Origin of the sequence: Stenotrophomonas bentonitica, from assembly GCF_002887735.1 — a bacterium.
Classification (GTDB): domain Bacteria; phylum Pseudomonadota; class Gammaproteobacteria; order Xanthomonadales; family Xanthomonadaceae; genus Stenotrophomonas; species Stenotrophomonas bentonitica_A.
On sequence record NZ_PKQP01000012.1, the window covers coordinates 43,056 to 68,898 of the forward strand.

The following is a 25,843-nucleotide window of genomic DNA, read 5'->3' on the forward strand; positions in this document are numbered from 1 at the left end:
GACCGTAGGTCGGCACGCCTTCAGCCCCTGGGCGTATGCTGGCCCCATGCCCTCCGGAGCCCGCCCATGCACGTGATCTACCAGGCCGACAACCTGTTCGACGCCCATCTGGTCAAACACGCCCTGGAGGACGCCGGCATCCCCGCCTTCGTCTTCGGTGAATCGCTGCTGGGGGGCATGGGCGAGCTCCCGCTGTTCGGCGTCCTGCGCGTGTGCGTCCCCGATCTGGCCCGTCCCGAAGCGGAAGACATCGTTGCCCAACTGGACTTGGGCGCGGCCCCGGACGACCCCATATTCGACGGAGACGAAAGCGCCGGCCTGTTGCCGGCCTAGGAGAACGCCATGTTGGGTATTGGAAACGGTCTGTTGGGCATCGGCGCCTTCAAGCAGCGCCTGCCGCGCCCGGAAGAAGCGTTGCCGGGCCGCGACCAGCCCCTGCCGCTGCTGCACAACCAGCATTACGTCAACAGCCACCCGCTGAAAGACAGCTTCACCGGCCTGGAGCGTATCCGCTTCGCCATGGGCTGCTTCTGGGGCGCTGAACGCAAATTCTGGACGATCCCCGGCGTCTACTCGACCTCGGTCGGCTACGCCGGCGGCGTCACCCCTAACCCCACCTACGAAGAAGTCTGCTCCGGCCTTACCGGGCACACCGAAATCGTCGAGGTCGTCTACGACCCGGCCATCGTCCCGCTCGAGCGCCTCCTTCAGGTCTTCTGGGAAAGTCACGATCCCACCCAGGGCATGCGCCAGGGCAACGATACCGGCACCCAGTACCGCTCCGCGCTCCACGCCACCACCCAGGCCCAGCTCGACGCCGCCCTGGCCAGCCGTGATGCCTACCAGCAGCGCCTGAACGACAGCGGCTACGGCGCGATCACCACCGATATCGTTTTTCCGGCGCCCGAGTACTACTACGCCGAGGATTACCACCAGCAGTACCTCGCCAAGAACCCGAACGGCTACTGCGGCATCGGTGGCACCGGCGTCAGTTGCCCGATCGGTGTGGGTGCCTGATCACGTGGGAGCCGACCAACGGTCGGCTCTACCCGGTCCAATAGACGGCCTTGGGTTCACTGCTGTACTGCGCACCCGGACGCACCCGCCATGTGTCGACGGCGCGTCCAGCAATCGCGCCCACATCGGGCCAACCCCGACGAAAGTGAGCGGTTGCGGTTGCGGTTGCCGCAAGCGCCAAAAACGAAAGGCCCCGCAGTGCGGGGCCTTTTGTATAGCGAGCCAACCGCCAGCGCTTACAGGCGCTCGCGGATCGTCTGGCGCAACGCCTCCAGATCCTTGGCGAACGCATCGATACCGCTTGCCAGCTTCTCCGTCGCCATCGGGTCGGCCGCCAGATCCGCCGCGAAGCGCGCCGCATCGATCGGCGTCACCTGCACCGGCTCCGCCGCACCGGCCACCAGCTTGCGCGGCAGCTCGCCATGATCGGCGTCCAGCTTCTCCAGCAGGTCCGGCGAAATCGTCAGGCGATCGCAGCCGGCCAGCGCCTCGATCTGCGCCGTCGAACGGAACGAGGCACCCATCACCACCGTCGGCGAACCACGGCGCTTGAACTCGGCATACACGCCGCGCACGAACACCACGCCCGGGTCTTCATCGATGCTTGCCGGCGCCTGCCCGTTGGCCACATACCAATCCAGGATGCGGCCCACGAACGGCGAAATCAGGAATGCACCGGCCTCACTGCAGGCCAGCGCCTGGGTGGGATTGAAGATCAACGTCAGGTTGCAGTCGATCCCTTCGGCCTGCAGCTGACGTGCCGCTTCCACGCCTGCCCAGGTGGCTGCGATCTTGATCAGCACCTTGCTGCGCGGCACGCCGGCTGCCTCGTACATGGCGATGAACTGGCGCGCCTTGGCGACCGTCGCTGCGGTGTCGTGCGCCTGGTCGGCATCGACCTCGGTCGAGACCCGGCCCGGCACCAGGGTGCTGAGCAGGGTGCCCACGCCCACGGTCAGGCGATCGGCCACCGCGTGGACAACCGCCTCGCGCTCGCCACCCTGCTCGCGGCCCCAGGCCAGCGCGCTCTCGATGAGATCGGCGTACACCGGCAGGTCCAGCGCTTTCTTCACCAGGGTGGGATTGGTCGTGCAGTCGACCGGCTTCAAGCGCTTGATCGCCTCGTAATCGCCGGTATCGGCAACCACCACGGACAGATCACGCAGCTGGGAGAGTTTGGACAGCGAAACGGTGCTCATTGCAACTCCTGGGACGAAACGGTGGAACCTGCGCGACGACGCAGCAGGCGGGGTCAGGCGTGGGGCTGGTGGTGGACGGCGGTCACCCGCAGGCGCAGCTTGCGGCCGCCCGGTGCCACCCAGTCCATGGTCTGGCCGATCGACAGGCCCAGCAGCGCGGTGCCCACCGGTGCGAGGATCGATACCTTGCCCTGTTCAACATCGGCCTCGCGCGGATAGACCAGCGTCAGAACGTGTTTTTCGTTCTGCAGCTCATCTTCGCACTCCACGCGCGAATGCATCATGACGGTGCCCTCGGGAACCTGGTCCGGCGCCACAACGGTCGCCCGGTTGAGTTCTTCGGCCAGGGCGATCCCGGCGGGGGTCTGGCTGACAGCGGGAGACTCGAGCATGGCGTCCAGGCGGTCCATGTCGTGGCTTGAAACAATGATGGAAGGGGGCAGTCCGCTGGAAGTGGACATGGTGTAGCTCCTTGCGTTTGTGGAAGACCCATGCAAAAAGGCGGCGCCTGCTGGCACCGCCTCGTCCTATTGTGCTGACAATCGTAGACGGATGCGACCCGTCCGGCGTATCGGCCCCGCCGGCCGGTTCAGCCAGGCTCAGCCAGCGCGTTGCAGCGGCGTGGCCGTGGCACCCGGAACGTCGGTGGACTCCAGCGCGAGCAGGCCCTGCGGCAGCCGTTTGAACTGCTGGGCCAGCTGTTCCAGGAACCCGGTCATCGCCGAACTGCGGCGCCAGGCCATCGCGATGCGGCGGCTGGGGCGGTCATCGCCGCTGAAGTCCAGCAGGCGGATGTTGTCCGAGCGCGGCACCGGGGGCTTGACCGACAGCGTCGGCAGCAGGGTGATGCCCACATCGGCAGCCACCATCTGCCGCAGCGTCTCCAGGCTGGTGGCGCGGAACTCCGATTTCTCGTTGGCGCCAAACAACCGGCAGACGGCCAGCGCCTGGTCGCGCAGGCAGTGTCCATCCTCGAGCAGCAGCAGCTTCTGCGACGAGAGCTCCTGCACGTCCAGATGCTGGCGGCGTGCCAGCGGGTGCTGCTGGGAAACCGCCAGCAGGAAGGGCTCTTCGAACAGGAACTCGGCGTGCAGCTGGTCATCGTCCAGCGGCAGTGCCAGCAGGGCGGCATCGAGCTTGCCCTCGCGCAGCCGGGTCAGCAGCTCATCGCTCTTTTCCTCGACCAGCAGCAGTTCCAGCTGCGGGAAACGCTCGCGGATGTTGGGGATCACATGCGGCAGCAGATACGGGCCCAGCGTCGGGAAGATGCCGAGCCGGACGGTGCCGGCTTCGGGATCGCGGCTGCGCCGCGCGGCTTCCTTCATCTGCTCCACCTCGGCCACGATGGTGCGCGCGCGCGCGGCCGCTTCCACCCCGGCGGGGGTGAGCATGACCTTGCGCGGGGCACGTTCCACCAACGGCAACCCCAGCTCATCCTCGAGCTTGCGGATCTGGGTGGACAGGGTGGGCTGGCTGACGAAGCAGGCGGCGGCCGCCTTGCCGAAATGGCGGTGGTCGGCCAGCGCCACCAGATACTTCAAATCACGTAGGTTCATTTCCTTGGACCTCTTGCGGCAATGGACCGGGTGATGGCGTGGCTACCCAGCAGACAGACAAGGTTCCCGGCGAACCGGGAACCGAAACGTTTCAGGCAGCTTCGGCGACAGCGCCGCTGCTCTTGGGAACGGAGGTGCGGATCAGGTGATCAAAGGCGCTCAGTGCCGCAGTGGAACCGGCGCCCATCGCGATGACGATCTGCTTGTACGGAACGGTCGTGCAATCGCCTGCGGCGAAGACACCCGGCACGCTGGTCTGGCCGCGGTCGTCGATCAGGATCTCGCCACGCGGTGACAGCGCCACCGTGTCCTTCAACCATTCGGTATTGGGCAGAAGACCGATCTGCACGAAGATGCCTTCCAGTTCCACCCGGTGCGAATCGCCACCGACGCGGTCCTGGTAGACCAGGCCCGTCACCTTCTGGCCATCGCCCAGCACTTCCTGGGTGAGGGCGCTGGTGATGATGGTGACGTTGCCCAGGCTGCGAAGCTTCTTCTGCAGTACTTCATCGGCGCGCAGTTTGTCATCAAATTCCAGAAGGGTCACATGCGTCACAAGGCCCGCCAGATCGATCGCTGCTTCCACGCCGGAGTTGCCGCCACCGATCACCGCCACGTGCTTGCCCTTGAACAACGGACCGTCGCAATGCGGGCAGTACGCCACGCCCTTGTTGCGGTACTGATCTTCGCCGGGCACGTTCATCTGGCGCCACCGTGCACCGGTGGAAAGGATCACCGAACGCGATTTCAGCGATGCACCGTTTTCCAGTTTGATTTCGACCAGGCCATCATCGCCGGCGGGCACCAGGGCGGTGGCGCGCTGCAGGTTCATGATGTCCACCTCGTACTCGCGCACGTGCTGTTCCAGCGCGGCGGCCAGCTTTGGACCTTCAGTTTCCTTGACCGAGATGAAGTTCTCGATCGCCATGGTGTCCAGCACCTGGCCACCGAAGCGTTCGGCGGCCACGCCGGTGCGGATGCCCTTGCGTGCGGCGTAGATCGCTGCCGCTGCGCCGGCCGGACCACCCCCCACCACCAGCACGTCGAACGGTGCCTTGGTGCTGAGCTTTTCGGCATCGCGCTTGGCCGCGCCGGTATCGAGCTTGGCCACGATCTGTTCCAGCGTCATGCGGCCCTGGTCGAACACTTCGCCGTTGAGGTACACGGTCGGTACGGACATGATCTGGCGCGCTTCCACCTCGGCCGGGAACAGGCCGCCATCGATCGCCACGTGCTGGATGCGCGGATTCAGCACCGCCGCCAGGTTCAATGCCTGCACCACGTCCGGGCAGTTCTGGCAGGACAGCGAGAAGTAGGTTTCGAAGCGGTACTCGCCTTCCAGGTTGCGCACCTGCTCGATCAGCTCGGCCGTGGCCTTGGACGGGTGGCCGCCAACCTGCAGCAGGGCCAGCACCAGCGAGGTGAACTCATGGCCCATCGGCAGGCCCGCGAACACCAGATGGATGTCCTGGCCGGGCGTGGTCAGCGCGAAAGAGGGCGTGCGCTCGCTGCTGTCGCGACGCACGTCCAGGCTGATCTGCGCCGACAGCGTGGTCAGCGTGTTGAGCAGCTCGAGCATCTCCTGCGACTTGGCGCCGTCATCCACGTGCGCCGTGATCTGGATCGGACGGGTGACACGTTCCAGATAGGTCTTCAGCTGGGACTGGAGGTTGGCATCCAACATCGAAAAACTCCTTGATTCAGGCAAGGGAACAGCGTCGACGAACCCCGCGGGTGCATCTGCGCGACATGGGGGTGAACCGAAACCGGCGCGTGGGGCACCGGCTTGGGTTCACCCCCATCCCCGGCGGGCGGGGATGGGGATGGGATACGGCTTAGATCTTGCCGACCAGGTCCAGCGACGGGGTCAGGGTCTTCTCGCCTTCCTTCCACTTGGCCGGGCAGACCTGGTTCGGGTTGGCGGCGGTGAACTGGGCAGCCTTCAGCTTGCGCAGGGTCTCGGAGACGTCACGGGCGATCTCGTTGGAGTGGATCTCCAGGGTCTTGATCACGCCTTCCGGGTTGATGATGAAGGTGCCGCGCAGGGCCAGGCCTTCTTCTTCGATGTGCACGCCGAAGGCGCGGGTCAGCTGGTGGGTCGGATCGCCGACCAGCGGGAACTGGGCCTTGCCGACGGCCGGCGAGGTTTCGTGCCACACCTTGTGCGAGAAGTGCGTGTCGGTGGTGACGATGTAGACCTCGGCGCCAGCCTTCTGGAACTCGGCGTAATGGTCGGCGGCGTCTTCAATCTCGGTCGGGCAGTTGAAGGTGAACGCGGCCGGCATGAAGATCAGCACGGACCAGTGACCCTTCAGGGTGCTGTCGGAGACCTTGATGAACTCGCCGTTCTGGTAGGCGTTGGCTTCGAACGGCTGGATCTGGGTGTTGATGAGCGACATCGTTGTTCCTCTTGGTGAAGGGGGTGGGTGAAGCGACCAACACAGGTTAGCGGCTTCGTTCCCATAAGGACAATCCATTGATTGCATCTATGCGATAGTCATAGGCTATCAAAAGGGTCTGATCCTGCGAATGAATGGTGATGGCCATGGCCGTCAAAAACGTTGCAGCGCAATGACCAGCGGGCGGTGGCGGGTGATCGCTTCAATAGCTTCTGCATATGCGCCGCGGTGGGAACCTGAACGGCGCGGGGCGCCTCAGTGCCGGAACGCCCGGTTTTCCCACGGAATTCGATAGCGGCTACGAATCTATATATGTAGTGGCGATGCGTAGTTTCAATCGCGTTGCTGCCGCCGAAGGCCCCTGGCGCACGCCTGGCCGACCGCTGCCGGTGCACTACACTGCGCGCCCCGACGTTGCTCCGATCCGCCATGACTGCCGCCCCGCCAGACGTCCGCCAGCTGCTCGCCGATGCCGCCACCCGCCTGCCCGGTGTGGAGGGCAGGCACGACGCCGAACTGCTGCTGCTGCAGGTGCTGGAGCGTGAGCGCAGCTGGTTGTTCGCCCACGCCACCAATCCGGTCGCCCCCGCGCAGGTGGCCGCGTTCGAGGCCCTGCTCGCCAAGCGCCTCGCCGGCGAACCGGTGGCCTACCTGCTGGGCCGCCGCGGCTTCTGGACCCTGGACCTGGAGGTCAGCCCGGCCACCCTGATCCCGCGCCCGGAGACCGAACTGCTGGTCGAGCTGGCGCTGGCGCGGTTGCCCGCGGATACCCCGCTGCGGGTCGCGGATCTGGGCACCGGCAGCGGCGCGATCGCGCTGGCCCTGGCCAGCGAGCGGCCGTTGGCGCAGGTGATCGCGACCGACCTCAGTGAGGCGGCCCTGGCCGTGGCAGCGCGCAACGCGCAGCGCCACGCACTGGACAATGTCAGCTTCCGGCAGGGGGCGTGGTACGCGCCCCTGGCGGGCGAGCGCGTCGAGCTGATCGCCACCAACCCGCCGTACATCGCCAGCGACGACCCGCACCTGGCGCAGGGCGACCTGCGTTTCGAACCGGCCACCGCGCTGGCCTCCGGCCCCGATGGGCTGGACGACATCCGCCTGATCATCGACGGTGCGGCAGCGCACCTGCTTCCCGGCGGCTGGCTGCTGATCGAACACGGCTGGGACCAGGGTGAGGCGATCCGCGCGTTGTTGCGGCAGGCCGGTTTCCAGTCGGTCGCCACCGAGCGCGACCTGGAGCAGCGCGACCGGGTGAGCCTGGGCTGTCTGGCGGCCTGACCGTGCCGGCCCCGCGCCCACCCCGGGGCTAGAATGACCTGTCCACCGGGCCGCCGCGCAGCGTGATGCGGCGACTGTCATTCCACATGGAGTTCCTGTCATGCGTACGCTGTATCCCGCCATCACCCCTTACGACGTCGGCACCCTGAAGGTCGATGACCGCCACACGCTGTATTTCGAGCAGTGCGGCAATCCCGATGGCAAGCCGGTGGTGATGCTGCACGGTGGCCCGGGCGGCGGCTGCAGCGACAAGATGCGCCAGTTCCACGACCCGGCCAAGTACCGGATCATCCTGTTCGACCAGCGCGGTGCCGGCCGTTCCACGCCGCATGCGGACCTGGTCGACAACACCACCTGGGATCTGGTGGCCGACATCGAGACGCTGCGCGAGCACCTCAAGGTGGATCGCTGGCAGGTGTTCGGCGGCAGTTGGGGCTCGACCCTGGCACTGGCCTACGCGCAGACCCACCCGCAGCGCGTGACCGAGCTGGTCCTGCGCGGCATCTTCATGCTGCGCCGCTGGGAGCTGGAATGGTTCTACCAGGAAGGCGCCAACCGCCTGTTCCCGGATGCGTGGGAGCACTACCTCAAGCCGATCCCGGCGGTGGAGCGCCACGACCTGATCTCGGCCTTCCATCGCCGCCTGACCAGCGATGACGAGGCCACCCGCCTGGCGGCGGCCAAGGCGTGGAGCGTATGGGAAGGGGCAACCAGCTTCCTGCACGTGGACGACGACTTCGTGAACAGCCACCAGGACCCGCAGTTCGCGCTGGCCTTCGCCCGCATCGAGAACCACTACTTCGTCAACGGCGGTTTCTTCGAGGTGGAAGACCAGCTGCTGCGCGACGCGCACCGCATCGCCGACATTCCGGGCGTGATCGTGCACGGCCGCTACGATGTGGTCTGCCCACTGCAAAGCGCGTGGGAACTGCACAAGGCGTGGCCGAAATCGACGCTGGAGATCAGCCCCGCCTCGGGTCATTCCGCGTTTGAAGCGGAGAATGTCGACGCGCTGGTGCGTGCGACCGATCGCTTCGCGGGTTGATGGAGACGTGCCGACCAACGGTCGGCACCTACCGGGTCACCCCCAGACGTCGCGCGGTGGATCACGACCGTTGGTCGTGATCGCCATCGCCCCGTGCACCATGCGGTGGATCACGACCGTTGGTCGTGATGCGGCGGGTTACCAATCACCGCCCAACAACGCTTCGGCCAACACCTGCAGCTTCGGTGAGGCCTGCCGCGAGGGCGGGTAGACCAGCGACAGCACCCGGCTGCGGCCTTCGAAGGGCTGCAGCACCCGCTGCAGCCGGCCGTCGGCCAACGCATCGGCCACCGCGAAATCCATCACCTGCACGATGCCGATCCCGGCCAGGGCGCCCTCGACCAGCGGGTCGCCGCTGTCGAACACCATCCGCGCCGGCGGGGTGAACTCGCGCAGCTGGCCATCGGCCTCGCGGAACTGCCAATCCACCAGCCGCCCGCTGCGCAGATTGCGCACCGCCAGGCAGGCGTGATCGTGCAGCGCATCCACGGTGGCCGGTTCACCGTGCTGCGCGAGGTAGGCGGGGGAGGCGACGGTGACCCAGTTCAACGGCCGCAGGGGGCGCGCCACCATGCGCACATCGCTGATCGGCCCGGTGCGCAATGCGGCGTCGAAGCCTTCCTCGACCAGATCGACCAGCCGGTCGTTGAGCACCAGCTCGAACTGCAGTTGCGGGTGTGCCGCCATCAACTGCCCGGCCAGCGGCACCAGCACCTTGCGCCCGAACATCGACGGCGCCGTCAGTTTCAGCACGCCCGACGGCGTGGAGGGGCGATCACCCAGCCGACGCTCGGCATCCTCCAGCCCGCTCAGCAGCGGCGCGCAGTGCTCGACGAACTGGCGGCCATCCGGGGTCAGGCTGACGTTGCGGGTGTTGCGGTGAAGCAGGCGCACGCCAAGCGCGCTCTCCAGCCGCCCGATCGCGCGCGACAACCCGGATTGACTGATCCCCAGCTGACAGGCGGCGAGGGTGAAACTGCGCGCCTCTGCCACTTGCACCAGCATGCGCACGGCGTTGAGATCCATGACGTCCTCCGATTCATGCGGATATGCATGACAGATATCGAAGTATCCGGGTTTATTTATGAAGCGTCATCAATGAGACTGCCCACCTTCTTACGCAGTACCGAGTCGGCATGACCTCCCCCCTGTCTCCCGCTGGCGCGCCGGCGCCCGCATTTCCACGCCTCGCCCTGGCTCTGCTGGCGATGGCCCAGCTGATCATCGCGCTGGATTCCACGATCATCTTCGTCGCCCTGCACGAGATGGGCACGCAGCTGCAGATCAATGCCCAGCAGCTGCAGTGGATCGTCAGTGGCTATACGGTGGCCTTCGGCGGCTGCCTGCTGCTTGGCGGCCGTGCGGCCGATCTGCTGGGCCGACGCCGTATCTATCGGCTCGGCATGGCGCTGTTCGCGCTGGCCTCGCTGGTGGGTGGGTTCAGCAACAGTGCGTGGCTGCTGATCGCCGCCCGCGCGGTCCAGGGCATCGGCGCGGCGCTGCTGTTCCCGGCCACGCTGGCGCTGATCAACACGATCTACGCCGAAGGCGCGCCGCGCAACCGCGCGCTGGCGATCTGGTCGATGGCCAGTGCGGGCGGCCTGGCCTTGGGCACCCTGCTCGGTGGCGTGCTCACCCAGAGCTTCGGGTGGGCCTCGGTACTGCTGGTGATCGTCCCCTTCGCCGGTGGCTGCGCGCTGCTGGGCGGCTGGTGGCTGCCGCGCGATCCCGCGCCGCTGGCGGGCCGCTCGTTCGATCTGGCCGGCTGTGTCACGGTGACCCTCGGCGGCAGCCTGCTGGTCACCACGCTGGTGCAGGGCCCGGAGTGGGGCTGGCTGGCGCCGCGCACGCTGATCTGTCTGGTGGTATCGGCGGTGATGCTGGCCGCCTTCGTGCAGATCGAACGCCGCAGCCGCGACCCGCTGATGCAGTTCTCGCTGCTGCGCCTGCGCAGCCTGCGTGCGGCGATGCTGCTGACCATGCTGTTCATGAGCAGCTACGGCGTGCAGTACTACTTCCTGGCGCTGTATTACCAGGATGGCTACGGCTGGAGTGCGCTGCAGGCTGGCCTGGCGTTTCTGCCACCCACCCTGGTGTGCACCTTCGGCATCCGCATCGCCGAGCGCATGCTTGCGCAGCGTTCGCCGCGCCAGGTGCTGGCGGTGGGCATGCTGGCCGGTGCGATCGGCATCGCCGCGGTCGCCGTTGCGTTGCCGTATGGCGCGACCTACTGGGCGCTGCTGCCGGGCATCGTGGTGCTCAGCCTCGGCCAGGGCATCACCTGGACCTCGATGTGGATCGTGGCCGGGCAGGGCGTGCCGGCCGCGCAGCAGGGCGTGGCCTCGGGCATGGCCGCCACCGCGCAGCAGATCGGCGGTGCGCTGGGCCTGGCGCTGCTGGTGATGGTGGCCAACGCCGGTCGTGGCAGCGCCGGTGCCAGCAGCGACGCGGCCCTGCAGGGCATGATCCACGCGCAGTACGGTGCGGCACTGTTCGCGTTGCTGGGCGTGGGCGTGGCGCTGTGGCTGCGGCCGCAGCAGGACCGTGCAGCGCCCACGCCGGTGTGCGCGGGCGAAGGGTGAATCGATCACCAAGCCTTACCCAGGCGGCAGTGCGTCCAGTTGCGGCTGCAGGGCGGTGAAGATCCGCGCCAGGCGCTGTGCCCACGCCTGCTGGCCAGCGGCATCGGCAATCAGGTCCTGGCGGATCTCCAGCTCCACGTGCACCAGCCCGCGGCCTTCGCCATGCACCGGCACGGCGTAGTCGCTGGTGCTGCTGACGGCGTAGGGCTGGTTGTCGCCCACCACCAGGTCGCCTTCATCGCGCAGCGCCTGCAGCAGGGGAAGCGCGAATCGCGTGTCGCGGTGGTACAGCACGCCGGCATGCCAAGGCCGCGCAGCGTCATTCATCACCGGGGTGAAGCTGTGCATCATCACCAGCACCGTCGGCCGGGCCTGCGCGTGGCGGGTATCGAGCTCGGCATCGATGCGCGCATGGTAGGGCGCGTGGATCGCGTCGATGCGCTGCTGTCGCTGCGCCGCTGTCAGGCGCTGATTGCCGGGAACGACGGTAAGGTCACTGACCGCCGGCATCAGCGTGGGCGAAGCCAACGGCCGGTTGCAGTCGATCACCAGCCGCGAATATGTCTGCGTGATCGCCCAGGCATCCAGCAGCCGTGCCAGTTCCACGGTGACCCCGGCGATGCCGATATCCCAGCCGATGTGGCGGTCCAGCTCGGCCTGCGGCAGGCCGAGATCGTCCAATGCGGCCGGCACCTGCTGGCCGGCGTGGTCGGCGATCAGCACGAAGGACGAACGGCCCTGCGCCTGATGCACGGTAAACGCGGCCGGGTCGGCCGGCCTGAGCAGTGATGCGCCGGTATGTGGATGGAACAGCGAATCAGCCACGCGGGGTCCCGTCCAGGTGGTGTTCGATCATCCACAGCCCGGCCCACAGCTTGGCATCCAGCTCGTAGCCCTGGCCCATCTTTTCGACCAGCCACGCCGCGGCGCGGGCGCGGGGAATCTCGTGCACGGTGATGTCTTCGCTGGCATCGCCGCCGCCTTCACCGACCTTGCGCAGGCCGGTGGCACGCACGAAGGCGATCTTCTCGCTGCTGGCACCGGAGGAGGTCGGGCCGATCATCAGCACTTCAGCGTGGTCGGCGGTCCAGCCGGTTTCTTCCTCCAGCTCGCGCACCGCCGAGACCTCGATGGATTCACCGGCATCGATGTCGCCTACCAGGCCGGCGGGCATTTCGATGGTCCTGGCCTGCAGCGGTATGCGGAACTGCTCGACGAACAGCACGGTGTCTTCGGGGGTGACCGCAATGATGATCGCGGCCAGGCCACCGGCGTGGGTACGCTCGCTGTACTCCCACGTGCCGCGCACGACCATGCGCTGGTACTTGCCTTCAAAAACGACCTTGGGGGCTTGCGTATCGGGGCTCATGCGAACTCGCTGGCAACGGAAGAGGAATCGGACAGGCCGGCGGCGGCGAACAGGCGGCGCCGGGTCAACGGGCCGAAACGCAGCGCATCGCACAGGCCCTGCAGCATCTGTGCATCGGCCACGCCCCGGCTGAAATCGGCAGCGGCGCCCTCCAGCGGCGCATCCAGCGCGATGGTGGTCAGCTGACGCCACAGCAGCGCATGCTCGCGTTGTTCGCGCAGGCGTACGGCCATCTGCGCGGCACCGCGCAGGCGCAGGAACGGCACTTCATCCAGGCGCTCATACAGCACGTCCAGGCTGCCGAAGTGGGCCAGCAGCACGGCGGCAGACTTGGCACCCACGCCGGTCACGCCGGGGATGTTGTCGACCGCATCGCCGCACAGCGCCAGGTAGTCGGCGATCTGGTGCGCATGCACGCCGTGGCGCGCCTTGACCCCGGCCATGCCCCAGCGCTGGTTGCGTGCGTAGTCCCACTGTTCGTCATGCTCGAACAGCAGCTGCGAAAGATCCTTGTCGGCGGAGATGATCACCCCGCGCATGCCGGCGTCGCGGCGTGCGTGCAGGGCGCTGCCGATCAGGTCATCGGCCTCGTATTCGTGGTGGGCCAGCACCGCCAGGCCCAGCGCGGTGCACAGCGCCTTGCAGTGCGCGAACTGGCGGCGCAGCGCATCGGGCGCGGGATCGCGGTTGGCTTTGTAGGCAGCGTAGATCCGGTGGCGGAAACAGCTGTCCAACGCTTCATCAAAGGCGATGGCGATGTTGGCCGGGCGCTCGCGTTCGAGCAGGTCGAGCAGGAAGCGCGCGAAGCCGTGCACGGCATTGGTCGGCCAGCCCTGCTGGTCCTGGAATTCGTCGGGCATCGAATGCCACGCGCGGAACACATACAGGCTGGCATCGACCAGATACAGCGGCGCACGCAGCGGCGGCGGGGGCATGCCCGGGCCGGCGGGAAGGGCGGACATCTCAGCCCTCCCAGTCCTGCAGCAGCGCGGCCGGGTCCGGTCGCTCACGCTCGGGTACCTCGGTTTTCGGGGTGCCGATATGGATGAAGCCGGCGATCTGCTCGCCCTCGGCCAAGCCCAGGCGGGCATGCACGGCCGGGTCGAACGCCATCCACGCGGTCAGCCACTGCGCCCCGAAGCCCAGCGCCTGGGCGGCCTGCAGCAAGGCAAAGCAGACGCAGCCGGCGGTCATCAGCTGCTCTGCCTCGGGCACCTTGGGGCTCGGGCGCGGGCTGGCGATGACGGTGATGATCAGCGGGGCGTGGGAGAAACGCTGGCGATCCTTGTCCAACTGGGCCGGCGAGACCTGGGGGTCGCGCTGGACGGCGCGCTCGGCCAGGAACGCACCCAGACTGTGACGCGCATCGCCGGCGATCCGCAGGAAGCGGTAAGGCACCAGCTTGCCGTGGTCGGGCACCCGCACGGCCGAGGTCAGCATCCGCAGCAGGGTGGCCGGGTCGGGGCCGGGTTCACCCAGTTGCTTGGCGGGGACCGAACGGCGTGCATCCAGGGCGTGCAGGGCGGAGGGGACGGACATGGGTTCTCAATCAGACTTAACGATGCCCCGATTATAGTCGCGACCGTTTGTGACACGGCCTCGGACGATCTCGGTGCAATTTGCGACAAAACGTGATGAACATCACCTAATCAGCGGACTTCCTTCACGTGGCTGTACTCGCTTCCACGGCCTGCTGCGCTTACGATACAAAGCCTGCCGGGCCACCGGTGATGAGGTTTAAAGTGTCGACTGCTTCACTGTCTTTGATCGGTCGGCCGGCCTACCATCCGAGCGTGGGCGCATGGGGTGCGCCGGCGTTCGTTGTATCCATGTTGTACTCAGTGCCTGCGAGGGTGGGGAGCCTTTTCGCATGATCGCCACGCCCAATGTAGGGGGGCACCCGGGCCGTGACCCGGCGTTGTTGAAGATGGCCCGCGAGGCCGTGCTGCCAGGGCTGGTCGAGTCGTTCTCGACGGTGCTGGCGCGCTTTGACGATGTGTTGTTCGACCGTGCCGGTGACGCCGGCGCGTCGCAGTTGCTGTTCCTGGATGGCATGCGCGAGCTGCGCCGCCGCCGGGACGACATCGTGGCCGGCTTCAGCACCCACCTGGCCCAGGCCTGGGAAGCGCTGGAGCGGGGTGAACCGCTGTCGGCCGAGGCCACCCTGGCCGGGCAGGTCGAGGACGGGCTGAGCCTGGTGCCCGAGCATGTCCTGGAATCCCGCTTGGCGGTGCGCAACTTCGCCACCGTGCTGCTGCGTGACTTCAAACCGGTGCTGTCGCGGCTGGACCGCCGCCTCGGCCTGATCGCCGGCGCGCTGGAGCTGCAGGCCGATACCAATCCGATCAGTCCCGAGCATCTGGGCGTTGCCATCCATGAGGCCTTCGCCGACTGTGAACTGGCCCCGGAAGTGCGCCTGGTGTTGATCAAGCTGTGCGAGCGCGATCTGCAGCAGCCGATCGGCAAGCGTTACGAGTACCTGGATGAACAACTGGCCGCGGCGGGCGTGATGCAGCAGATGGCCGCGCGCCGGCCGGCGCCGCGTGCACCCTCGCCGCCGCCGCGCGACGAGCGCGATGCATTTGATGGGTTCCAGGCCGAGGCCGGGATGGGATCGGCGGGCGAAGAAAGCCAGGCACCGGCCTGGGCGCGTCGCTTCGCCGACCGCTGGGCCGAGAGCCGGGGCCGTCTCCAGGGCGGCGGACAGGCCGGGTACGAAGGGCCGGGCGAGGGCGGTGACAGCCTCGGCGGCAACCAGGGCATGCTGCTTGATGCCCTGCACGAACTGCTGCAGCAGACCCGCCATGTGCGCGAGGACGCCACCTCGGCGGCCAGCGTCGCGGTGGGCCAGCAGCGCCCGTTGAGCCAGCGCGAGATGATGTCGGTGCTGTCGCTGCTGCAGGCCACGCCGAGCGCGACCCTGCGTGCGGCGATCGGCGAAGACGGCGAATCGCTGGCGCAGCGCCTGAAAAGTGAAGTGCTGTCCGGTGCGACCCGGCTGGGGGTCGACCCCGCGCAGGCCCGGCTGGACCCGCAGGACGAGGACGCGATCGATCTGGTCGGCATGCTGTTCGATGTGATGCTCGACGAGCGCGACCTGGAGGGCCGCTCGCGCGAGCTGATCGGCCGGCTGGTGGTGCCCTTCGTCAAGGTCGCCATGCTCGATCGCCGCATGTTCGTGCAGAAGACCCACCCGGCGCGCAAGCTGCTCAACTCGCTGGCCGAAGCCTGCGAGGGCAATACCGGCGAGAGCCAGGCCGAGCGCGTGCTGATGGGCAAGGTCGAAGAAATCATCGAGCGGCTGGTGGCCGAGTTCAATGAGAACCTGGCGATCTTCCTGACCCTGGAAGAAGAATTCCGCGAGTTCCTGACCCAGCATCGTCGCCGGATCGAGATCGCCGAGCGCCGGGCCGCCGAGACCCAGCGCGGCCAGGAAAAGCTGGAGATGGCGCGCCAGCGCGCCACTACCGAACTGGACCGCCGTATTGGCGATACCACGTTGCCGCAGGCCATCGGCGAGTTCCTGCGCCAGCCCTGGCAGCACCACCTGACCCTGACCGTGCTGCGCGAAGGCGAAGACGGGGCGTCGGTCGGTGAGGCGCTGAGCCTGGCCGATGGCATGCTGGAGGAAGTGGCCGAGGCCCGCCGCCATATCGTCGGCAAGCCGTGGCTGCAGGCCTGGCATCCCGCGCTGCGCAAGGTGTTCGCCAGCGTGGGGGTACACGCCGATGCAGCCACCAGTGCCATCGACGCGCTGCACGACACCCTGCAGGGCATCGCCGAATCGCGCCCCGAGCTGGAACGCGCGCTGCCCGAGCTGCCGCAGGTGGCGTTGCCTTCGCCGCCGGCGCAGGAATCGGCGGCAGTGGAGCTGGGCAGCAAGGTGGATGTCAGCGATTTCGACAATGCCGACGCCGATCGCTTCCGCAGGCTGGAGATCGGCAGCTGGCTGGATTTCGTCGACAAGGACGGCAAGGTCCAGGCCGGCAAGCTGTCCTGGGTGAGCCCGATTTCCCAGCGCCTGCTGTTCGTCAACCGGCGCGGCGTGCGGTTCTGCGTGGCCTCGCCGGAAGAACTGGCGGTGATGGTGCGCCTGGGTCGCCTGCGCGCGCATATCGACGATGGGGCCTTCGACAGTGCCATGCAGGGCGTGATCGATCGCCTGGATACCAGGAACGCCACCGTGCATTGACCCCGGGGCCACTCTGGCCTGACGATCAGGTTACGATCAGCCCACAATCCGCTGATCGTCGGGGACAGGCATGGCTGTCGAGGTGTTGGTGGTAAAGGAACATGCGCCGGGAGAACGGCGCGTGGCGATGACGCCGGAAACGGCGCGCAAATTGATCGCGCTGGGGGCGAGCGTCGCATTCGAGTCCGGTGCCGGGGTAGCGTCGGGCTTCCCCGATGCGGTGTATCAGGACGTGGGCGCGCAGCCCGCCGATGACACCCGCCTGGCCCAGGCCGACCTGGTGCTGTGCGTGCAGCCTCCATCCAATGACCGTCTGGCCCGGCTGAAAGCCGGTTCCAGCCTGATCGGCATGCTGCATCCGCAGGCCGACGCCGAGCGTGCCGGTCTTATCCAGTCGCGCGGCCTGCAGGCCTTCCCGCTGGAGCGCTTGCCGCGCACCACGCGGGCGCAATCGATGGACGTGCTCAGTTCGCAGGCCGGCATGGCCGGTTACAAAGCCACGTTGATCGCCGCCCAGCGTGCGCCGCGCTTCTTCCCGATGCTCACCACCGCCGCCGGCACGATCCGTCCGTCCAAGGTGCTGGTGGTCGGTGCGGGTGTGGCCGGCCTGCAGGCGATTGCTACCGCCCGCCGTCTCGGCGCGCAGGTGGAAGGCTTCGATGTGCGCCCGGAAACCCGCGAGCAGATCGAATCGCTGGGCGGCAAATTCCTGGATCTGGGCGTGAGCGCGGTCGGCGAAGGCGGCTATGCGCGGCCGTTGACCGATGAAGAGCGTGCCGAGCAGCAGCGCCGCCTGGGCGAGCACCTGCGCACGGTGGACGTCGTGATCTGCACCGCCGCGGTGCCCGGCCGGCCCGCGCCGAAAATCGTCAGCACCGCGATGGCGCGTGGCATGAAACCGGGCAGCGTGATCGTCGATCTGGCCGCGGAAACCGGCGGCAACTGCGAAGCCACCCAACCGGGCGAGGTGGTGGACCTGGACGGCGTGGTCATCGACGGCCCGCTCAACCTGGCCAGCCAGGGCGCGGTGCATGCCAGCGAGATGTACGCCCGCAACGTCTACAACTTCGTCGCGCTGTTCCTGAAAGACGGCGCCGTCACCTTCGACTGGGACGACGAACTGCTCGCGAAAACCCGCTGGGTCGCCGCCTGAAAAAACGGGGACGGGGATAGTTGATAACTACCCCCGTCCCCGTTGTTGGTCGTTGCTTCAGTGCTTCAGTGCTTCGGCGCTTCAGCGCTTGGACGGCGGCGCAGCAGGGGCGGGGTTGGCCTTCAGCCACGCCTTGCGTTCGTCCGGCGTCATCCGCGCCCAGCGGTCGCGCAGCGCCTGCCGTTGCTCAGGGCTCATGCTGCGCATCTGACCGAACAGTGCGCGCGCCTGTTCGCGTTGCTCCGGCGTCATGTTCTCGAAACGGTGGCGGCCCCGCTGCGCCTGCGCGCGTTGCTCCGGGGTCATGGCCAGCCAGCGCTGGCCGTGCTGCAGCATGCGTTCGCGCTGGGGCGCCGGGGCGTCGTTCCAGCGGTCACGCACCGGCGCGATCAACGCCTCACGCTGCTGCGGGCTCAATGTGTCCCAGTCCGGCAGCGGGGCGGTCTGTGCCCAGCCGGCCGCACTCAGCGTCAGCAATACCAGCCCGAGGGACAGTCGCAGTTTCATCATCACTCCATTGCCAGGTCGGTACTGCCCAGCCACACATACAGATCGGGATTCTCGTCGAGGACATCGCTGCTGTCATCGGTGGCGCTCGCCATCACCGGTGCCGGCGGGGCACTCGATTCGCCCAGGAGGAAACTGTAGCCCAAGGCGAGGGCGACCACCGCCGAACAGGCCGTCGCCATCCACCACGACGGTGCATGCCGCTTGGGCGGTGAGGCCGCATGGCGCGCGTTGCGCAGCCGCGCCAGCGTGGTCGGCGAGAGCGTATCCAGCGCCTGCGCATGCAGCTGCCGCAGGGCGGCATCGTCAGGCATCGAAGGGGGCAGGGGGCGGTTCACAGGGCGATCTCCAGAGACTGCTGCAGCGCTTGGCGGGCGCGCGAAAGATGGGTTTTGACCGCGCCTTCGCTGCAGCCCATGGCCTTGGCCGTGGTGGCGCCATCCAGGTCCTGCAGCACGCGCAGGGTGAAGGCCTCGCGCTGGCGCGCAGGCAACTCCCGCAGCGCCTGCACCAGTTGTGCGTAATGATCGCGCTGCTCATGGGCCTGAGCCGGACCGGGGGCGCTGTCGGCCCAGTCGATATCGTGGTCGCTGCCGGCCTCGTCGCTGCTGCGCCAGAACTTCAGGCGGAAGCCACGGCGGCGCTGCAGGTCGACCACGCGGCGGCGCAGGATGCTCCAGAACAACGGCGCCCATTCGGCGGCGGGTTTGTCGCGATAGCCGAGCATCTTCAACATGCTGTCCTGCACCGCATCCAGCGCGTCCTCGCGCTGGCGCAGGCCCGCTTCGGCGAAGCGGAACGCGCGCGGGCCGATGCCGGCCAGGAAGGCGTCCAGCGACACCGGCAGCGCCACCTCGGGCGTGGCGGGCAGGTCGGCATCCGTCGACGGTAGGGGAGAGCTCACCAGCACAGGGTAGCGTTCCGGCAGGGGGATACCGTGAGAACGCCCCAGGGCGGGCGCGGTTGACCGGCCTGCCCGATTGGTTCAGCGCATGGTTATGATGCAGGGGACGGGATGACCGCCTGGGAGAGTGACTGCAATGAGCGACGGGTTCGTGGCGTTGTATATCTTCATGCTGGCCGCCATTGCCGGCCACGTGATCATTTCGCGGGTGCCGGTGATCCTGCATACCCCCCTGATGTCCGGGTCCAACTTCATCCACGGCATCGTGCTGATCGGCGCGATGGTGGTGCTGGGGCACGCGCAGACGCCGCTGGAGAAGATCATCGGGTTCATCGCGGTGGTCCTGGGCGCCGGCAACGCAGCCGGCGGCTACGTGGTGACCGAACGCATGCTGGACATGTTCAAGCCCAGCGCCAAGCGCGACGCCGGGGAGAAGGCGCCTTGAACGTGACCACCGCGCAGCTGCTGCAATGGCTGGTCCAGGTGAGCTACCTGGTCGCCGCGACCCTGTTCCTGCTTGGCCTGCAGCGCATGGCCTCGCCGATGACCGCGCGCAGCGGTATCCGCTGGGCCGGCCTGGGCATGCTGATCGCCACGGTGGCGACGTTCTTCCTGCCGGAGCTGCACAACATTCCGCTGATCCTGGCGGCGGTGGCGATCGGCACCGGCGTGGCCTGGTGGTCGGCCAAGCGCGTGGCGATCACCGACATGCCGCAGATGGTGGCGCTCTACAACGGCATGGGCGGTGGCTCGGCGGCGGCGATCGGTGCGGTCGAACTGCTGCGCTTCTCGTTCCTGACCAACCGCGATACCACCCATTGGAGCGAGCAGGCGCTGGCCGACCTCGCCGCGCGCCAGCCGTCGGCAACGGTGCTGGCGCTGGCCGTGATCGGTTCGGCGATCGGTGCGGTGTCGCTGTCCGGCTCGATCATCGCCTGGGCCAAGCTGGACGGTCGACTCGACCGGCGCGTCACCTTCCCCGGGCAGCAGGTGTTCAACCTGCTGGTCGCGCTGGCGATGGTGGTGCTGGGCATCTGGGCGGCGGTCACGCTGAGCCCGGTGGCGATCATCAGCTTCTTCGTGGTCGCACTCGCACTGGGCGTGCTGATGACGCTGCCGATCGGCGGCGCCGACATGCCGGTGGTGATCTCGCTGTACAACGCGTTTACCGGCCTGGCGGTGGCGTTCGAAGGCTATGTGCTCGGCAACGAGGCGCTGATCATCGCCGGCATGATGGTCGGCGCGGCCGGCATTCTGCTGACGCGGTTGATGGCCAAGGCGATGAACCGGCCGATCAGCGGCGTGCTGTTCTCCAATTTCGGGGGCGGCGGCGTGGCGCAGGAAATCAGCGGCGCGCAGAAGCCGATCGAGGCCAGCGATGTCGCCGCGATGCTGGCCTTCGCCGAGCGCGTGGTGATCGTGCCTGGCTACGGCATGGCCGTGGCCCAGGCCCAGCACAAGGTGTGGGAACTGGCGCAGCGCCTGATCGATCGCGGCATCAAGGTGAAGTTCGCGATCCACCCGGTGGCCGGGCGCATGCCGGGGCACATGAACGTGCTGCTGGCCGAAGCGGGCGTGCCCTACGACCTGATCGCCGACATGGACGACATCAACCCCGAGTTCCCGAACACCGACGTGGTGCTGGTGATCGGCGCCAACGACGTGGTCAACCCGGTCGCGCGCACGGATCCGGCCAGCCCGATCTACGGCATGCCGATCCTGGACGTGGTCAACGCCCGCAACGTGGTGGTGATCAAGCGCGGCAAGGGCACCGGCTTTGCCGGCATCGAGAATGCGCTGTTCTATGCCGACAACGCCCGGATGCTGTACGGCGATGGCGCCGGTGCGGCGAGCGCGTTGGTCAGCGAACTGAAGGCCCTCGACGGCGGGTAAACGTCATCGCATGCGCGCTGACGCCCCACGTTCTGCTGCGCAAAACGCGGGCCCGGTCTCATCAGCACCCAGACCCCCGCGCCTTCGGCGCCGCCCCCTGACTCAGGGGGATCTCTTTCAGCTGCATTCCGACAGCGTGCAGGGTGCCTTACTTGGCCACCCACCAACCCACGACCAGCGCCACGCCCAGCCACAGCCATTCCACCGCGCCGTTGGCCAGGCCGCTCAGCGTCCAGGCCAGATAGGGCCCCATGCGCAACGCTGATTCCCACGGGGTGAGCCCCATCGAGCCGCCCAGGTAGGCCGAGGCGATCCCCCAGTTGGCCGCCAGCGCAACCAGCACGGTGGCCAGCACGGTCAGCACCACCCGGGGGGCACCGGCGCGCAGGGTGCCCAGGCGCAGCATGAACGCGATCTCCAGCGCGGCCACAACCGCCATCCAGCTGGCCTGGCGGCCAGTGAGCAGGGCGATGAACAACCAGGCCAGCGTGGCCGTGACAACACCAAGCAGAAACAGCGGGGGCCAGAGCCAGTGGCGGCTCCGGACAGGCACGGACGTGGGCGACATGCAATCTTCCTGTAAGTCCCCACAGGATACCGGCTTGCGGGGTGACCGGCGCGTGGGCGGCCACTGGGCTAAAATGGTCGCCTTGCGGGAATTGGCCGCGACCCCCATATCGATCCACATGTATTCCCGTAGCAGTGAACCTGTCCACTTCGAACGCGACTGCGAGGCCGTCATGGTCCCGCAGGGCGAAACGGTCACGCTGCCCGCTGGCAGCTATGGCTATATCACCCAGGCCCTGGGTGGCAGCTATACCGTCTTTGTCGAAGGCAATCTTTTCCGCATCGCCGGCAAGGATGGCGACGCCATCGGCAAGGAAGCGCCCCCGGCGCTGGAACTGCCCGCCGATGCCTCCGACGAGGAGGTCGAAAAACTGGTGTGGCAGCAGCTGCGCACCTGCTTCGATCCGGAGATCCCCTTCAACATCGTCGATCTGGGGCTGGTCTATGAAGTGGACCTCAAGCACCTGGACGACGGCCAGCGCGAGGTCGACATCAAGATGACCCTCACTGCGCCCGGCTGCGGCATGGGCGAGATCCTCGTCGATGACGTGCGCAGCAAGCTGGAAATGATCCCGACGGTGGCCGAGGCCGACGTCGAGCTGGTGTTCGACCCGCCGTGGGGCCGTCACATGATGTCCGAGGCCGCCCGGCTCGAAACCGGCATGCTGTAACCGCCCATCGCCAGCCGGCGTCACGGCGTTCCCCGTAACCAGAACAGGAAATATCCGGTGTCCCAGTCTTCCGTGAGCTTCAACACCACCCGTTCCGCCCAGCCGCGCAGCAGCGAGGAGCGTGAGCGCATCCTGGCCGCCCCCGGTTTTGGTCTGCACTTCACCGATCACATGGTGGAAGTGCGTTGGGACAAGGACACCGGCTGGCACGATGCCGTGGTGCGCCCGTACGGTCCGCTGCAGCTGGACCCGGCCGCCGCGGTGCTGCATTACGGCCAGGAAATCTTCGAGGGCATCAAGGCCTACCGCCACGCCGACGGCTCGATCTGGACCTTCCGCCCGGAGGCCAACGGCCGCCGCCTGCAGCGTTCGGCCCAGCGCCTGGCGCTGCCGGAACTGCCGGTGGAGATCTTCGTCGAATCGCTCAAGCAGCTGATCGCCGTGGATGCGTCGTGGGTGCCCTCGGCCGACGAATCCAGCCTGTACTTCCGTCCCTTCATGATCGGCGATGAAGCCTTCCTCGGCGTGCGCGGCGCGCACAAGGCCGGCTACTACGTCATCGCCAGCCCGGCCGGCCCGTACTTCGCCAAGGGCGTGGCGCCGGTCGCGATCTGGCTGTCCACCGAGTACGCGCGCGCAGGCAAGGGCGGCACCGGCGCGGCCAAGTGCGGTGGCAACTACGCCGCCTCGCTGCTGCCGCAGCAGAAGGCGCAGGCACAGGGCTGCTCGCAGGTGCTGTTCCTGGACCCGGTCGAGGGCAAGTACCTGGAAGAACTGGGCGGCATGAACGTGTTCCTGGTCTACAAGGACGGCACCTTGGTGACCCCGGCGCTGTCGGGCAGCATCCTGGAAGGCATCACCCGTGAAAGCATCCTGCAGCTGGCCCGCGACCGCGGCATGAAGGTCGAAGAGCGCAAGGTCACCCTTGAGGAGTGGAAGGATGGCGTGACCTCCGGCGAGATCGTGGAAGCGTTCGCCTGCGGTACCGCTGCGGTGGTCACCCCGATCGGCCAGCTCAAGGGCGAAGGCTTCTCGGTGGGTGACATCAACGCCCCGGCCGGCGAAGTGACGATGTCGCTGCGCAAGGAACTGACCGACATCCAGTACGGCCGCCTGCCGGACCGTCACGGCTGGCTGGTCCGCCTGGACGCCTGAGTCCTCGGGGTCTGAGCGCAAGCATCGAAAACCCGCCTGGCGACAGGCGGGTTTTTTGTTGCCCGTTCGCCACCGCGCCGGTGGTGCTCCCCCAAGACAGGCCGCGCAGCGTTCGACATCGGTAGTGCCGGCCGCTGGCCGGCTCTGCAGCATTCCGCGGAGCCGGCCAGCGGCCGGCACTACTGTCCTGCGGTGGCAGTGGCGTAAGTGATTGATGCGCAAGTGTTGTCCCGCATTTGTCGGTCGCGACAGCCATTTCAGACAATCCGTGGCGCAATCGGACCATCCGAAAGGCCGTGAGCGCCTTCACTTTCACAAACCCTCGACCCGGAAAGTCTCAGATCCGACATTTCATGTCACTGAAGTGCAGCTGAAACATTGTTGATCGGCCAGTCATTCACTAGCGTCGCGATGGGCGGTTTGATTCAGGGGAACCGATCCACTCACCGGGCCGATCCGCGCCATCGATTGCAGCAGCCCCCGGATCGGACCTGGATTCTCCGCCGCGACGACGGCATTCACTGTCTGAAAGGGAAATCCGATGTCTCATGTCTCGCAACACCGTTTGCGTCAGCGTGGATTGGTTGTACTGGGCGCGTCCGTTCTGTCGACCCTGCTTCTGGCCACCCCGGCCTTCGCCGGCGATGTGCAGTTGAGCGGCCTGTCCTCGGCGCCGACCCATCAGCGCTTCATCGTGAAGTACAAGGATGGCAGCACCGAGGTCGCCACCCCGACCGCGCTGGCCAGTTCGCTCAAGGCCGCCGCGGCGGCGGTACCGGCCGCCCAGGGCCGCGCGCTGGGGCTGCAGAAGCTGCGCCAGCTGGCGATCGGCCCGACCGTGGTCAAGGCCGACCGGCCGCTGGACCGTGCCGAAGCCGAACTGCTGATGCGCCGCCTGGCCGCCGACCCGAGCGTGGAATACGTCGAGGTCGATCAGCTGATGCAGGCCACCCTGGTTCCCAATGACACCCGGTTCTCCGAACAGTGGGGCTTTGGCACCAGCAATGCCTCGATCAACGTACGCCCGGCCTGGGACAAGGCCACCGGCGCCGGCGTGGTGGTGGCGGTGATCGACACCGGCATCACCAACCACCCCGACCTCAACGCCAACCTCCTGCCCGGCTACGACTTCATCAGCGACGCGGCGATGGCGCGCGACGGCGGTGGCCGCGACAACAACCCCAACGACGAAGGCGACTGGTACGCCGCCAACGAATGCGGCTCGGGCATTCCGGCCTCCAATTCGAGCTGGCACGGCACCCACGTGGCCGGCACCGTCGCGGCGGTGACCAACAACAGCACCGGCGTGGCTGGCACGGCCTTCAATGCCAAGGTCGTGCCGGTGCGCGTGCTCGGCAAGTGCGGCGGCTACACCTCCGACATCGCCGACGCCATCGTCTGGGCCTCTGGCGGCACCGTCAGCGGCGTCCCGGCCAACGCCAACCCGGCCGAAGTGATCAACATGTCGCTCGGTGGCGGTGGCAGCTGCTCCACCACCTACCAGACCGCGATCAACGGCGCCGTCTCGCGTGGCACCACGGTGGTCGTGGCGGCCGGCAACAGCAACACCAACGTCTCCTCCTCGGTACCGGCCAACTGCGCCAACGTCATCGCGGTAGCCGCGACCACCTCGGCCGGCGCCCGCGCCAGCTTCTCCAACTACGGCACCGGCATCGACATCTCCGCGCCGGGGCAGGGCATCCTCTCCACCCTCAACAGCGGCACCACGGTACCGGGCAGTGCGTCCTACGCCTCCTACAACGGCACCTCGATGGCGGCACCGCACGTGGCCGGCGTGGTCGCGCTGGTCCAGTCCGTCGCGCCCACCGCGCTGAGCCCGGCCGCCATCGAAAGCCTGCTCAAGAGCACCGCACGGCCCTTGCCGGGCGCCTGCTCCGGCGGTTGCGGCGCGGGGATCGTGGACGCCGATGCGGCGGTGACCGCCGCGCTCAACGGCACCGGCCCGGGCCCGGGTACCGGCACCGTGCTGCAGAACAATGTGCCAGTCACGGGCCTGGGCGCTGCCAGCGGTGCCTCGCTGGCCTACACCGTGACCGTGCCCTCGGGCAGCAGCCAGTTGAAGGTCACCATCGCCGGCGGCAGTGGCGATGCCGATCTGTACGTCCGCAACGGCAGCGCGCCGACCGATACCGTCTACACCTGCCGCCCGTACCTGAGCGGCAACAACGAAACCTGCACGATCAGCGCCCCCGCGGCCGGCACCTGGCATGTGCGGGTGAAGGCCTACTCGACCTTCTCCGGGGTCACCCTGACCGCGCAGTACTGATCGCTTTCCCATCGCACCAACGCAGAACGCCCCGGCATGCCGGGGCGTTCGTTCGATCAACACGCTGCG

General features: G+C 67.5%; 26 protein-coding genes. 12 read left to right on the plus strand and 14 right to left on the minus strand.

The features are described 5' to 3' along the window. Positions 1-66 precede the first annotated feature (66 nt). Together C0R07_RS17590 and msrA are read left to right on the plus strand one after the other, a co-directional pair. Positions 67-333: a DUF2007 domain-containing protein gene (locus tag C0R07_RS17590; protein ID WP_102789560.1), complete on the plus strand. Its 267-nt coding sequence runs from the start codon at positions 67-69 to the stop codon at positions 331-333. Between the two features lie 30 nt (positions 334-363). Then, the gene (gene msrA, locus C0R07_RS17595; protein ID WP_102789578.1) at positions 364-1,017 is read left to right on the plus strand and encodes a peptide-methionine (S)-S-oxide reductase MsrA; all 654 of its coding nucleotides are present in this window, start codon (positions 364-366) and stop codon (positions 1,015-1,017) included. A 236-nt stretch (positions 1,018-1,253) separates the two neighbouring features. Here the strand turns inward: msrA and C0R07_RS17600 are convergent, their stop codons facing one another. From C0R07_RS17600 to ahpC, 5 genes are all read right to left on the minus strand, one after another. Further along, the gene (locus tag C0R07_RS17600) at positions 1,254-2,216 is read right to left on the minus strand and encodes a transaldolase (RefSeq protein WP_046271992.1); all 963 of its coding nucleotides are present in this window, start codon (positions 2,214-2,216) and stop codon (positions 1,254-1,256) included. Positions 2,217-2,269: 53 nt separating this feature from the next. Then, on the minus strand, positions 2,270-2,677 hold the full coding sequence (gene rnk, locus C0R07_RS17605; protein WP_019182413.1) for a nucleoside diphosphate kinase regulator: 408 nt from the start codon (positions 2,675-2,677) through the stop codon (positions 2,270-2,272). 138 nt (positions 2,678-2,815) lie between these two features. Next, positions 2,816-3,772: a DNA-binding transcriptional regulator OxyR gene (gene oxyR / locus C0R07_RS17610; RefSeq protein WP_019182412.1), complete on the minus strand. Its 957-nt coding sequence runs from the start codon at positions 3,770-3,772 to the stop codon at positions 2,816-2,818. Positions 3,773-3,863: 91 nt separating this feature from the next. After that, entirely contained in the window at positions 3,864-5,456 is a 1,593-nt protein-coding gene (ahpF, locus tag C0R07_RS17615) for an alkyl hydroperoxide reductase subunit F (protein WP_102789561.1), read from the minus strand. A 151-nt stretch (positions 5,457-5,607) separates the two neighbouring features. Continuing rightward, positions 5,608-6,171, minus strand: a complete 564-nt coding sequence (ahpC, locus tag C0R07_RS17620) for an alkyl hydroperoxide reductase subunit C (protein ID WP_019182410.1) — start codon at positions 6,169-6,171, stop codon at positions 5,608-5,610. 429 nt (positions 6,172-6,600) lie between these two features. Between ahpC and prmC the strand changes: the two genes are divergently transcribed. Together prmC and pip are read left to right on the plus strand one after the other, a co-directional pair. Beyond that, positions 6,601-7,449, plus strand: a complete 849-nt coding sequence (prmC, locus tag C0R07_RS17625) for a peptide chain release factor N(5)-glutamine methyltransferase (RefSeq protein WP_102789562.1) — start codon at positions 6,601-6,603, stop codon at positions 7,447-7,449. Positions 7,450-7,549: 100 nt separating this feature from the next. Next, positions 7,550-8,494, plus strand: a complete 945-nt coding sequence (pip, locus tag C0R07_RS17630; RefSeq protein ID WP_019182408.1) for a prolyl aminopeptidase — start codon at positions 7,550-7,552, stop codon at positions 8,492-8,494. A 138-nt stretch (positions 8,495-8,632) separates the two neighbouring features. Here pip and C0R07_RS17635 read toward each other — a convergent pair whose 3' ends face one another. Then, positions 8,633-9,520 (minus strand): LysR family transcriptional regulator, encoded by an 888-nt coding sequence (locus tag C0R07_RS17635; RefSeq protein ID WP_070471486.1) that lies wholly within the window; start codon positions 9,518-9,520, stop codon positions 8,633-8,635. Between the two features lie 110 nt (positions 9,521-9,630). Between C0R07_RS17635 and C0R07_RS17640 the strand changes: the two genes are divergently transcribed. After that, on the plus strand, positions 9,631-11,076 hold the full coding sequence (locus C0R07_RS17640; RefSeq protein WP_046271988.1) for an MFS transporter: 1,446 nt from the start codon (positions 9,631-9,633) through the stop codon (positions 11,074-11,076). Between the two features lie 15 nt (positions 11,077-11,091). Here C0R07_RS17640 and C0R07_RS17645 read toward each other — a convergent pair whose 3' ends face one another. Genes C0R07_RS17645 through C0R07_RS17660 form a run of 4 tightly spaced genes read right to left on the minus strand, consistent with a single transcriptional unit; the run spans position 11,092 to position 13,984 of the window. Further along, entirely contained in the window at positions 11,092-11,901 is an 810-nt protein-coding gene (locus C0R07_RS17645) for an N-formylglutamate amidohydrolase (protein ID WP_174704367.1), read from the minus strand. Further along, entirely contained in the window at positions 11,894-12,445 is a 552-nt protein-coding gene (locus C0R07_RS17650; RefSeq protein ID WP_019182404.1) for an NUDIX hydrolase, read from the minus strand. The genes C0R07_RS17645 and C0R07_RS17650 overlap by 8 nt, the downstream gene beginning before the upstream one ends. After that, positions 12,442-13,407, minus strand: coding sequence for a 5'-3' exonuclease (locus C0R07_RS17655; RefSeq protein WP_237393507.1), 966 nt, complete (start codon positions 13,405-13,407; stop codon positions 12,442-12,444). The genes C0R07_RS17650 and C0R07_RS17655 overlap by 4 nt, the downstream gene beginning before the upstream one ends. 1 nt (position 13,408) lies before the next feature. Further along, positions 13,409-13,984, minus strand: a complete 576-nt coding sequence (locus C0R07_RS17660) for a nitroreductase family protein (RefSeq protein ID WP_070426669.1) — start codon at positions 13,982-13,984, stop codon at positions 13,409-13,411. Between the two features lie 331 nt (positions 13,985-14,315). Here C0R07_RS17660 and C0R07_RS17665 point away from each other — a divergent pair, with 331 nt between their 5' ends. Beyond that, positions 14,316-16,637, plus strand: a complete 2,322-nt coding sequence (locus tag C0R07_RS17665; protein WP_102789563.1) for a DUF1631 domain-containing protein — start codon at positions 14,316-14,318, stop codon at positions 16,635-16,637. Between the two features lie 70 nt (positions 16,638-16,707). Continuing rightward, positions 16,708-17,790 carry an NAD(P) transhydrogenase subunit alpha gene (locus C0R07_RS17670; protein ID WP_102789564.1) on the plus strand — a complete coding sequence of 361 codons (1,083 nt, stop codon included), beginning with the start codon at positions 16,708-16,710 and terminating at the stop codon, positions 17,788-17,790. 81 nt (positions 17,791-17,871) lie between these two features. Here the strand turns inward: C0R07_RS17670 and C0R07_RS17675 are convergent, their stop codons facing one another. The 3 genes from C0R07_RS17675 to C0R07_RS17685 are packed head-to-tail and all read right to left on the minus strand — an operon-like array spanning position 17,872 to position 19,207. Further along, positions 17,872-18,300 (minus strand): DUF3106 domain-containing protein, encoded by a 429-nt coding sequence (locus C0R07_RS17675; RefSeq protein WP_102789565.1) that lies wholly within the window; start codon positions 18,298-18,300, stop codon positions 17,872-17,874. After that, positions 18,300-18,635 carry a hypothetical protein gene (locus C0R07_RS17680; protein ID WP_390328909.1) on the minus strand — a complete coding sequence of 112 codons (336 nt, stop codon included), beginning with the start codon at positions 18,633-18,635 and terminating at the stop codon, positions 18,300-18,302. The genes C0R07_RS17675 and C0R07_RS17680 overlap by 1 nt, the downstream gene beginning before the upstream one ends. Then, a complete protein-coding gene (locus C0R07_RS17685) occupies positions 18,632-19,207 on the minus strand; it encodes an RNA polymerase sigma factor (RefSeq protein ID WP_070471492.1) in 576 nt (191 codons plus the stop codon). Before C0R07_RS17685 ends, C0R07_RS17680 begins: the two co-directional genes overlap by 4 nt. 130 nt (positions 19,208-19,337) lie before the next feature. On the opposite strand from C0R07_RS17685, the gene C0R07_RS17690 reads away from it, so the two are divergent. Both C0R07_RS17690 and C0R07_RS17695 read left to right on the plus strand, forming a co-directional pair. Beyond that, positions 19,338-19,646 carry an NAD(P) transhydrogenase subunit alpha gene (locus tag C0R07_RS17690; RefSeq protein ID WP_019182396.1) on the plus strand — a complete coding sequence of 103 codons (309 nt, stop codon included), beginning with the start codon at positions 19,338-19,340 and terminating at the stop codon, positions 19,644-19,646. Then, a complete protein-coding gene (locus C0R07_RS17695; protein WP_102789567.1) occupies positions 19,643-21,094 on the plus strand; it encodes an NAD(P)(+) transhydrogenase (Re/Si-specific) subunit beta in 1,452 nt (483 codons plus the stop codon). Before C0R07_RS17690 ends, C0R07_RS17695 begins: the two co-directional genes overlap by 4 nt. A gap of 148 nt (positions 21,095-21,242) precedes the next feature. Here the strand turns inward: C0R07_RS17695 and C0R07_RS17700 are convergent, their stop codons facing one another. Further along, positions 21,243-21,662 carry a hypothetical protein gene (locus tag C0R07_RS17700; protein WP_070426675.1) on the minus strand — a complete coding sequence of 140 codons (420 nt, stop codon included), beginning with the start codon at positions 21,660-21,662 and terminating at the stop codon, positions 21,243-21,245. 118 nt (positions 21,663-21,780) lie between these two features. Between C0R07_RS17700 and sufT the strand changes: the two genes are divergently transcribed. From sufT to C0R07_RS17715, 3 genes are all read left to right on the plus strand, one after another. Then, on the plus strand, positions 21,781-22,332 hold the full coding sequence (gene sufT, locus C0R07_RS17705) for a putative Fe-S cluster assembly protein SufT (protein ID WP_019182393.1): 552 nt from the start codon (positions 21,781-21,783) through the stop codon (positions 22,330-22,332). A gap of 57 nt (positions 22,333-22,389) precedes the next feature. Next, on the plus strand, positions 22,390-23,487 hold the full coding sequence (locus tag C0R07_RS17710) for a branched-chain amino acid aminotransferase (RefSeq protein ID WP_019182392.1): 1,098 nt from the start codon (positions 22,390-22,392) through the stop codon (positions 23,485-23,487). Positions 23,488-24,028: 541 nt separating this feature from the next. Beyond that, positions 24,029-25,774 carry a S8 family peptidase gene (locus C0R07_RS17715; RefSeq protein WP_102789568.1) on the plus strand — a complete coding sequence of 582 codons (1,746 nt, stop codon included), beginning with the start codon at positions 24,029-24,031 and terminating at the stop codon, positions 25,772-25,774. Positions 25,775-25,843 lie beyond the last annotated feature (69 nt).